8 protein-coding genes are annotated in these 8,443 nt (G+C 58.1%); 3 read left to right on the top strand and 5 right to left on the bottom strand.

Annotated elements, in window-relative coordinates:
- Positions 1–2: 2 nt before the first annotated feature.
- The 3 genes from ACIPLA_RS24140 to hemJ all read right to left on the bottom strand — a co-directional run bounded on the left by ACIPLA_RS24140 (position 3) and on the right by hemJ (position 2,483).
- A complete protein-coding gene (locus ACIPLA_RS24140) occupies positions 3–980 on the bottom strand; it encodes a DUF805 domain-containing protein (protein ID WP_218395182.1) in 978 nt (325 codons plus the stop codon).
- A gap of 69 nt (positions 981–1,049) precedes the next feature.
- The gene (locus ACIPLA_RS24145; protein ID WP_218395181.1) at positions 1,050–2,018 is read right to left on the bottom strand and encodes a nitronate monooxygenase family protein; all 969 of its coding nucleotides are present in this window, start codon (positions 2,016–2,018) and stop codon (positions 1,050–1,052) included.
- A 33-nt stretch (positions 2,019–2,051) separates the two neighbouring features.
- Positions 2,052–2,483, bottom strand: a complete 432-nt coding sequence (gene hemJ / locus ACIPLA_RS24150; RefSeq protein ID WP_007906869.1) for a protoporphyrinogen oxidase HemJ — start codon at positions 2,481–2,483, stop codon at positions 2,052–2,054.
- Positions 2,484–2,618: 135 nt separating this feature from the next.
- On the opposite strand from hemJ, the gene argC reads away from it, so the two are divergent.
- On the top strand, positions 2,619–3,653 hold the full coding sequence (gene argC, locus ACIPLA_RS24155; protein WP_401176539.1) for an N-acetyl-gamma-glutamyl-phosphate reductase: 1,035 nt from the start codon (positions 2,619–2,621) through the stop codon (positions 3,651–3,653).
- A 167-nt stretch (positions 3,654–3,820) separates the two neighbouring features.
- Positions 3,821–4,171, top strand: a complete 351-nt coding sequence (erpA, locus tag ACIPLA_RS24160; protein ID WP_401176542.1) for an iron-sulfur cluster insertion protein ErpA — start codon at positions 3,821–3,823, stop codon at positions 4,169–4,171.
- A 66-nt stretch (positions 4,172–4,237) separates the two neighbouring features.
- On the opposite strand, the gene ACIPLA_RS24165 is transcribed toward erpA, so the two are convergent.
- Together ACIPLA_RS24165 and ACIPLA_RS24170 are read right to left on the bottom strand one after the other, a co-directional pair.
- A complete protein-coding gene (locus ACIPLA_RS24165; protein WP_401176544.1) occupies positions 4,238–5,329 on the bottom strand; it encodes an anhydro-N-acetylmuramic acid kinase in 1,092 nt (363 codons plus the stop codon).
- A 3-nt stretch (positions 5,330–5,332) separates the two neighbouring features.
- Positions 5,333–6,760: a peptidoglycan DD-metalloendopeptidase family protein gene (locus ACIPLA_RS24170; RefSeq protein ID WP_401176547.1), complete on the bottom strand. Its 1,428-nt coding sequence runs from the start codon at positions 6,758–6,760 to the stop codon at positions 5,333–5,335.
- Positions 6,761–6,970: 210 nt separating this feature from the next.
- Between ACIPLA_RS24170 and tyrS the strand changes: the two genes are divergently transcribed.
- Entirely contained in the window at positions 6,971–8,170 is a 1,200-nt protein-coding gene (gene tyrS, locus ACIPLA_RS24175) for a tyrosine--tRNA ligase (protein ID WP_123497440.1), read from the top strand.
- Positions 8,171–8,443: the final 273 nt, after the last annotated feature.

An 8,443-nucleotide genomic window follows, 5' to 3' on the forward strand; every position in this document is an offset into this window, starting at 1 on the left:
GTTCATTCTTTCGCAGAGTCTACAGTGGGCTCGGCTGCTTCGGCTGCATCATCGGATGAATTTGGCGCTTGTTCAGCCTCATAGGCCGGCTCGACTTCAACTTCGTCGGGGATCACCGCGCTGCTTTGATAGGTGCTGTCGGTGGCGCTTTCGTACTCATCCTGGATCGCGGTGAGGCCTCCAGTCAGCCCGCCCACAAACATGATTGCGATAAACACCAGCCACAGCGAAGCCAGCACCCTGACCGCGTTGCTGTTGGGCGGTGGTGGTGCGCCATATCGGTTGGCCGTGTTGTTACCTGGCACGATCATTATGACAAACGGAAAAACGCTGCCCACGACCGGTACAAGGTTCAGCAGCCAAAGCCAGCCGGACCAGCCGATATCGTGCAGGCGCTGCACACTGAACTGGATGCTGATGAAGGCGAGCACCACGACCAGGATAACGGCCAACAGACCCGCGAGGATCAAGCCAGCAGTCGAGTCTGTGCTAATGAGTGCAAAGCCGAACACCGCCAATACGGCGCCAACGCCAAGCGTCACCAGCGTAAGAGCCATCGTCCAGGCCAGAAAGCGCAAGCGACCGATGCGGCCAACGAAACTGAAGGCCTTGAGCGTAGAAAACTCCGGCAGTGCTTCGCCGACAGAGGCGCGGGGCGGTGCATAGGGAGAATCGGGATCTGCCGTGACAGGTTGGCTGTTGGCAGGAGCGTGTTCGTGAACGTCGGACAGGTTCAGCTCGATCGAGGGTTCTGTCTCGATTCGGGCATCGATCCCGGTTTTCGTCAGTGCCTGAAGGTAAGTCTGCGCATCGGCGTGGGACAGGTCGCGTTTGAGCGCAACCTGCCGGCCACTGAACAGGCGTTCAATGGCCGCGACGTCGCTTTTGAACAGCTCGGCGAGGTTGAGCTTCGCGGTGGTGACGTCCACACCTGGCAGCAGAGCGCCATCGAAGACGATCTTGAAACGGTTTTCGCTCATGGCCGGGCATCCTTGTCGCAAGAGTTTGTAATAGACGGTGTTGCAGCTATGAAGTGTAAGGCCCGCCTGTCAGCGCGGCCAGCGCTTGGGCAACGCCGCCGCCAGTTCCAGCGCCTTGCGGTATTCGGTGTCGAGACGTGCGATCAGTTGATCGACACTCGGCAGGTCCTCGATTTCTCCGACGCCCTGGCCTGCGGACCACACGGTTTTCCAGGCTTTGGCTTCATCGTTCAATGGCTTGAGCTTGGAGCCGAAGTCCACCTCGCCCTTGCCTTGCAGGGCAGCCATGTCGAAACCGGCGGCCTCAAGGCTCCGGCGCATGAAGCTTGCGGGTACTCCCGACACCGCTGGAGTATGGACGATGTCTGCCGCTCTGGAAGTCAGGAGCATCTCCTTATACGCGTCAGGCGCATGACTTTCCGTGGTGCCGATAAATCGCGTACCGAAGTAGGCCAAATCCGCGCCGAGCAATTGCGCGGCAAGAATTTCATGGCCATGGTTCAGGCAGCCGGCCAGCAGTAAGGTCTTGTCGAAAAACTGGCGAATCTCGGCGATCAGCGAAAACGGGCTCCAGGTCCCGGCGTGACCACCGGCGCCCGCAGCCACGGCGATCAAACCGTCCACGCCGGCCTCGGCGGCTTTTTCTGCGTGGCGCCGGGTCGTCACGTCGTGAAACACCAGGCCGCCATAGCTGTGCACGGCGTCGACCAGTTCTTTCACGGCACCGAGGCTAGTGATCACGATCGGTACTTTGTGCTCGATGCAGATCGCCAGATCCGCCTGCAATCGCGGATTGCTGTTGTGGACGATCAGATTCACTGCATAAGGCGCGGGGTTTTCCAGTATCGCCAGTCCTGCTTCGATTTCTTCCAGCCAGGCCTTGAAACCGCTGCTCTCACGTTGGTTCAGCGCAGGAAAGCTGCCCACCACGCCATTGCGGCAGCAGGCGAGCACCAGCTCAGGATTTGAAATCAGAAACATCGGCGCTGCTACAACGGGCAGACGCAAACGTTGTTCGAGCAAAGCGGGCAGCGACATTGGAAGTACCCCGGGTGAATGATGCTTGTTGGATTAAAACGGCCGAACGACGACCAGAATTACGATAGCCAGCAATATCAGAACCGGCACTTCATTGAACCAGCGATAAAAGACATGGCTGCGGGTGTTTTCGCCACGGGCAAAACGTTTTACCTGTGCGCCGCACATGTGGTGGTAGCCGATCAGAATCACCACCAGGGTCAATTTGGCATGCATCCATGCACCTTGGGTGAAGTAGGCGCTTGGGTTGAGACTGATCAGCCAGATGCCGAACACCAGGGTGGCGATCATCGCCGGGCCCATGATGCCCCGGTACAGCTTGCGCTCCATGATACTGAAGCGTTCCTTGCTGACGGTGTCTTCGCTTTGGGCGTGATAGACGAACAGGCGCGGCAGGTAAAACAGGCCGGCAAACCAGCAGACCATGCTGACGATATGAAGCGCTTTGAGCCACAGATAAAGCATTTTTAGTTGTTCCCAGGTTCACGGTAGCGAAGATAGTAGGGGGTAGAGCGTCCGCACGTCACCTTGACGGTTGTCGCAGGGCCGCGCGGCCCCTATTATCGACGGCTTTCCAGTGGGTTCGTTGAGGGCAGGTTTATGGTCAAGGTCGGTATCGTCGGCGGCACGGGTTACACCGGTGTCGAACTGCTGCGTCTGTTGGCACAGCATCCGCAAGCTGAAGTGGTAGTGATCACTTCCCGATCCGAGGCCGGCCTGGCCGTGGCCGACATGTACCCGAACCTGCGAGGCCATTACGACGGCCTGGCTTTCAGCGTTCCGGACATCAAGACCCTCGGGGCCTGCGACGTGGTGTTCTTCGCCACGCCGCACGGTGTCGCCCATGCCTTGGCGGGTGAGTTGCTGGCTGCCGGGACCAAGGTCATCGACCTGTCGGCAGACTTCCGTCTGCAAGACGCCGATGAGTGGGCCAAATGGTACGGTCAGCCGCACGGCGCGCCGGAACTGTTGGAGGAGGCGGTTTACGGCTTGCCGGAAGTCAATCGTGAACAAATCAAGCAAGCGCGCCTGATCGCTGTGCCGGGTTGCTACCCGACGGCCACGCAATTGGGTTTCCTGCCTTTGCTCGAAGCGGGTCTGGCGGATACTTCGCGGTTGATCGCAGACTGCAAATCCGGCGTCAGCGGTGCCGGTCGTGGCGCTTCTGTAGGTTCGCTGTACTCCGAGACGTCGGAAAGCATGAAGGCTTACGCCGTCAAAGGGCACCGTCACTTGCCGGAAATCCGCCAGGGCCTGCGTCGCGCAGTGGGCAAGGACGTGGGATTGACCTTCGTTCCGCACCTGACGCCAATGATTCGCGGCATTCACTCGACGCTCTACGCGACGGTTGTGGATCGCTCGGTGGATCTGCAAGCGTTGTTCGAAAAGCGCTACGCCAACGAACCGTTCGTCGACGTGATGCCTGCCGGCAGCCATCCGGAAACCCGCAGCGTGCGCGGTGCCAACGTTTGCCGTATTGCCGTGCACCGTCCGCAGGATGGTGATCTGGTGGTGGTGTTGTCGGTGATCGACAACCTGGTCAAAGGCGCGTCGGGTCAGGCGGTGCAGAACCTGAATATCCTGTTCGGTCTGGATGAGCGTTTGGGTCTGTCCCATGCGGGCATGCTGCCGTAAGACTCTATCCCGCTCAGCAAAAAGGCCCGTCGACGGGCCTTTTTGCATTTTGGTCTGACAATTGGATTGATTGATATACCGTAACAATAGTTGACCGATTTTCTGGGAGAAGCGGATAATGCGCGTCATCACGCATTATGGCGGCGTAACGCCGGGAGATAGTCAGCATGAGCGTCGAATCCTTCACCCCCACGGCTTTGCAATTTACCCCCGGTGCCGCGCACAAGGTGAAGAGCCTGGTCGATGAAGAGGGGAATGATCGCTTGAAGCTGCGCGTATTCGTTACGGGCGGCGGTTGTTCAGGGTTTCAATACGGCTTCACCTTCGATGAAGAAGTGGCCGATGACGACACCATCGTCGAGCGCGAAGGCGTCAGCCTGGTGGTCGATCCGATGAGCTTCCAGTACCTGGCTGGTGCCGAAGTGGATTACCAGGAAGGTCTGGAAGGTTCGCGTTTCGTGATCAAGAATCCGAACGCTACCACCACCTGTGGCTGTGGCTCTTCGTTCTCGATCTGATCGCACTCTCCGCATTACCAGGCGCCGCAGGGTCTCAGGACTCTGCGGCGTTTTGCTGTCTGGGGTTCAGGCGGGGTAGATGGCGCCGAGTACACGCAGGCCGCGGGCACCGGTGACGCTCGGGCGGTTGGCCGCGATACCTTCCAGGCAGCAATGGGCCAGCCAGGCGAAGGCCATGGCTTCGACCCAGTCCGGGTCTACACCATACGCAGCGGTGCTGCTGACTTTCGCGTTCGGCAACAGACTGGCCAGGCGCTTCATCAGCGTGGCGTTGTGCGCGCCGCCCCCACAAACCAGCAGCTCCCGGGTATCCGATTGGGCGCTTTGCAATGACTCGACAATGGTCAGCGCAGTCAGCTCAAGCAGCGTAGCCTGTACGTCTTCGGCAGCGAAGGTTGGTAGCTGCGATAGATGTTGCATCAGCCATGGGAGATTGAATACTTCGCGGCCGGTGCTCTTCGGGCCTTGGGTCACAAAGAATGGATCACTGAGCAGCTCGTTCAACAGGACAGGTTGAACCTTGCCGCTGGCGGCCCATTGACCGTCACGATCAAAGTTGTCGCCGCGTTGCTGGTGAATCCAGGCATCCAGCAGGACGTTCCCGGGGCCGCAGTCAAACCCGGCAACAGGCTTGCCGGGTTCGATCAGGCTGAGGTTGCTGAACCCGCCGACGTTCAGTACCGCGCGGTTGCCAGGCCGTTCTTCAAACAGGGCTTCGTGAAAGGCTGGAACCAGTGGCGCGCCTTGTCCGCCAGCGGCTACATCGCGGCTGCGGAAATCGCTGACCACGGTGATGCCGGTCAGCTCGGTGAGCAAGGCAGGGTTGCCGATTTGTACCGTGAACCCGCGCGCCGGCTCATGGCGAATGGTCTGGCCGTGGCTGCCAATCGCGCGAATGTCAGCGGGTTCTAGGTTTTGTTGCTTGAGGAGGGTGTGAATGCCCTGTGCGGCCAGTTTCACCCAGTTCTGCTGGGCAATGGCGGAGCGGGCAATCTCGTCCGGGCCGCTGGCGCACAAGCCAAGCAGCTCGGCGCGCAGGGAATCAGGCATAGGGATGTAATGGGTGGCGATCAGCTTGATCGCCGGGGTTTGCTCGATCAACGCAATGTCCAGGCCATCAAGGCTGGTCCCGGACATCACACCTATATAGAGCGCCATGGCTTAGCGTTTCGAAGCCAGCTGAGTGGTTTTCTCTTGATCCATGCGCGCCATCAGCGGTTGGCTTTGCGCGAGGAAGCGTGAGCGTTCAGCTTTGGAGATCGGATCGGCCATCGCCACCTTCTGACCCAGCGGGTCGACGTGCACGCCATTGACCTGGAACTCGTAGTGCAAGTGCGGGCCGGTGGAGAGGCCGGTGGTGCCGATGTAACCGATCACCTGACCTTGCTTGACGCTGCCGCCAGTCTTGATGCCTTTGGCGAAGCCCTGCATATGACCGTACAGCGTGCGATAGGTATTACCGTGCTGGATGATCACGGTGTTGCCGTAACCGCCGCGACGACCCGCCAACAATACTTTACCGTCACCGGCAGCCTTGATCGGCGTACCGCGTGGTGCCGCGTAATCGACACCTTTGTGGGCGCGGATCTTGTTCAGGATCGGGTGCTTGCGGCCCATGGAGAATTTCGAGCTGATGCGGGCGAAGTCTACTGGAGTGCGGATAAACGCCTTGCGCATGCTGTTGCCGTCAGCCGTGTAGTAGCTGCTGTTGCCTTGCTTGTTGGTGTAGCGCACCGCGGTGTAAGTCTTGCCGCGGTTGGTGAAGCGTGCGGAGAGGATCGGGCCGTTGCCGACCGCTTTGCCGTTGACGACCTTCTGTTCATAGATCACATCAAACTCGTCACCTTGGCGAATATCCTGGGCGAAGTCGACGTCATAGCCAAACACGCTGGCCATGTCCATGGTCAGGCTGTGGGATAAGCCTGCCCGGGCGGCAGATTGCGACAGCGAGCTGTTGATCACGCCATGAACATAGGCGGAGCGAACGGTAGGCTTGGCGGTAATGCGATTGAACGTATAACCCTTGTCATTCTTGGCCAGGCTGATGCTTTCCGTGTCGCTGACTTTGCTGTGCAGATTGGTCAGCTGGCCATCAGGGCTCAGTTCGAACTCAAGCTTCTGGCCACGTTTGAGCTGGCTGAACTGCTTGGCCTGCTTGTCGCTGGCCAGTACTTCATGCACCGAAGTGGCCGGAAGACCGACTTTCTCGAACAAAGTCGAGAGAGTGTCACCTTTGCTGACAATCACTTCTCTATGGCCTGGCGCCTTCTTCTCTTCGACGACTGGCGCGGGAGCAGGGGCGGGGGCGGCCTGGGCGGTTTCCTGAGTCTCTTCGGCGCCGTTTTCGATCTGCGCGAAGGGGGAGGCTGCCGGCTCATTTGTGGCTTGGACGGCATCGGCGGCGTCTTGATCTTGTGTCAGTTGTTCTGCAGGGCTTTCCAGTTCAAGACTCAGGGTCGTCTTTTTGGCTTCAACATCACTGGAAGGGAATACCAGAAGCGCCAGGCTGAGAAGGGCGGCGATGCCACTTGCTGCGAGCAGGTGGGTCTTCGGGTAAAGCGGCGGCGCTTTAGACGGTTCTGTGGTCATAGGTAATTTTGACTTTGAAAAGATGAATTGGAAAAGATGAATGACATGATGAAGACGAAATAACTGTATAAAATATAACCAAATCATCTCTGAAGCAAGTCTGCGAGCGCTCTGTCCGTGGATTGGCGTCCGCGCGCCGGGCAAAACTTGTATTTGGTGCGCGATCTTGTATGGTTGTTCCCCTTTGAATCTGAGCCTTGCGGGTCTGTTATGAAGTCGGTTGAAGAGCAGCTAGCGCTGATCAAACGTGGTGCAGAAGAACTGTTGGTCGAGTCCGAGCTGATCGAGAAACTCAAGCGTGGCCAGCCGCTGCGTATTAAGGCAGGCTTCGATCCGACCGCGCCGGATTTGCACCTGGGTCACACCGTGCTTATTAATAAGCTGCGCCAGTTCCAGGATCTGGGGCACCAGGTGATCTTCCTTATAGGTGATTTCACCGGGATGATCGGTGATCCAAGCGGCAAGAGCGCGACACGTCCTCCGCTCACTCGTGAGCAGGTTCTCGAGAATGCTGAGACCTACAAGACTCAGGTCTTCAAGATTCTTGATCCGGCCAAGACCGAAGTGGCGTTCAACTCCACCTGGATGGATCAGATGGGGCCGGCCGACTTCATTCGCCTGACTTCGCAATACACCGTGGCTCGCATGCTCGAGCGCGACGATTTCGACAAGCGCTACACGACCAATCAGCCAATCGCCATTCACGAGTTCCTCTATCCGCTGGTTCAGGGTTATGACTCGGTCGCTTTGCGTGCGGATGTCGAGCTGGGCGGTACCGATCAGAAGTTCAACCTGCTGATGGGGCGTGAGCTGCAACGTAGTTATGGTCAGGAGGCTCAGTGCATTCTGACAATGCCATTGCTCGAAGGTCTGGATGGCGTGAAGAAGATGTCCAAGTCGTTGGGCAACTATGTCGGTATCCAGGAAGCTCCGGGTGTCATGTATGGCAAGCTGGTCTCTATTCCGGATGCGCTGATGTGGCGTTACTTCGAGTTGCTCAGCTTTCGCTCCATGGAAGAGATCAATGCTTTTCGGCTTGACGTCGAAGCAGGCGCGAATCCGCGTGATATCAAAATCAAGCTGGCCGAAGAGATCGTTGCGCGTTTCCATGGTGAAGAGGCTGCGGCCAATGCTCACCGTGCGGCGGGGAACCGTATGAAAGACGGTGAGCTGCCGGATGATCTGCCAGAGATCGAGCTGACCGCTGTCGAGGATATGCCGATTGCTGCTGTTCTTAATAAAGCGGGCCTGGTGAAGAACTCCGCTGTGGCGCGCGACCTTCTGGGATCTGGTGGTGTGCGTATAGATGGTGAGGTTGTTGATCGCACCTTTATATACGTACTGGGCGCGACCCATGTTTGCCAGGCCGGGAAGAAGGCATTTGCGCGTATTACGCTCAAATCCGAATAAAGCTGAAATCAGGGGTTGACGGCAGATTCTGGACGTCTATAATTCGCCCCACTTCCGGCGCAGTCGAAACGGAAAACTCCTTGGTAAACAATGAGTTATGCAGTTTTCGGCAGCGGTTACGCTTCAGTTCATCGAAGCCAGAAGGAGTTGAAAGAGCGGTGTTGTTTGGCTCTTTTGACGGTTCGATCATCTCGGTCGAAAGCGGAGAAAAAGAGGTGTTGACAGCAGCGAGTAACGCTGTAGAATTCGCCTCCCGCTAACGAGAGATCGGAA

The organism is Pseudomonas sp. NPDC086112 (assembly GCF_044746425.1).
GTDB lineage: Bacteria > Pseudomonadota > Gammaproteobacteria > Pseudomonadales > Pseudomonadaceae > Aquipseudomonas.

Bases quoted from the DNA above. Each gene is read 5' to 3' on its own strand.
- ACIPLA_RS24140 (WP_218395182.1), bottom strand. From the start codon at position 980: ATGAGCGAAAACCGTTTCAAGATCGTCTTCGATGGCGCTCTGCTGCCA.
- ACIPLA_RS24145 (WP_218395181.1), bottom strand. From the start codon at position 2,018: ATGTCGCTGCCCGCTTTGCTCGAACAACGTTTGCGTCTGCCCGTTGTA.
- hemJ (WP_007906869.1), bottom strand. From the start codon at position 2,483: ATGCTTTATCTGTGGCTCAAAGCGCTTCATATCGTCAGCATGGTCTGC.
- argC (WP_401176539.1), top strand. From the start codon at position 2,619: ATGGTCAAGGTCGGTATCGTCGGCGGCACGGGTTACACCGGTGTCGAA.
- erpA (WP_401176542.1), top strand. From the start codon at position 3,821: ATGAGCGTCGAATCCTTCACCCCCACGGCTTTGCAATTTACCCCCGGT.
- ACIPLA_RS24165 (WP_401176544.1), bottom strand. From the start codon at position 5,329: ATGGCGCTCTATATAGGTGTGATGTCCGGGACCAGCCTTGATGGCCTG.
- ACIPLA_RS24170 (WP_401176547.1), bottom strand. From the start codon at position 6,760: ATGACCACAGAACCGTCTAAAGCGCCGCCGCTTTACCCGAAGACCCAC.
- tyrS (WP_123497440.1), top strand. From the start codon at position 6,971: ATGAAGTCGGTTGAAGAGCAGCTAGCGCTGATCAAACGTGGTGCAGAA.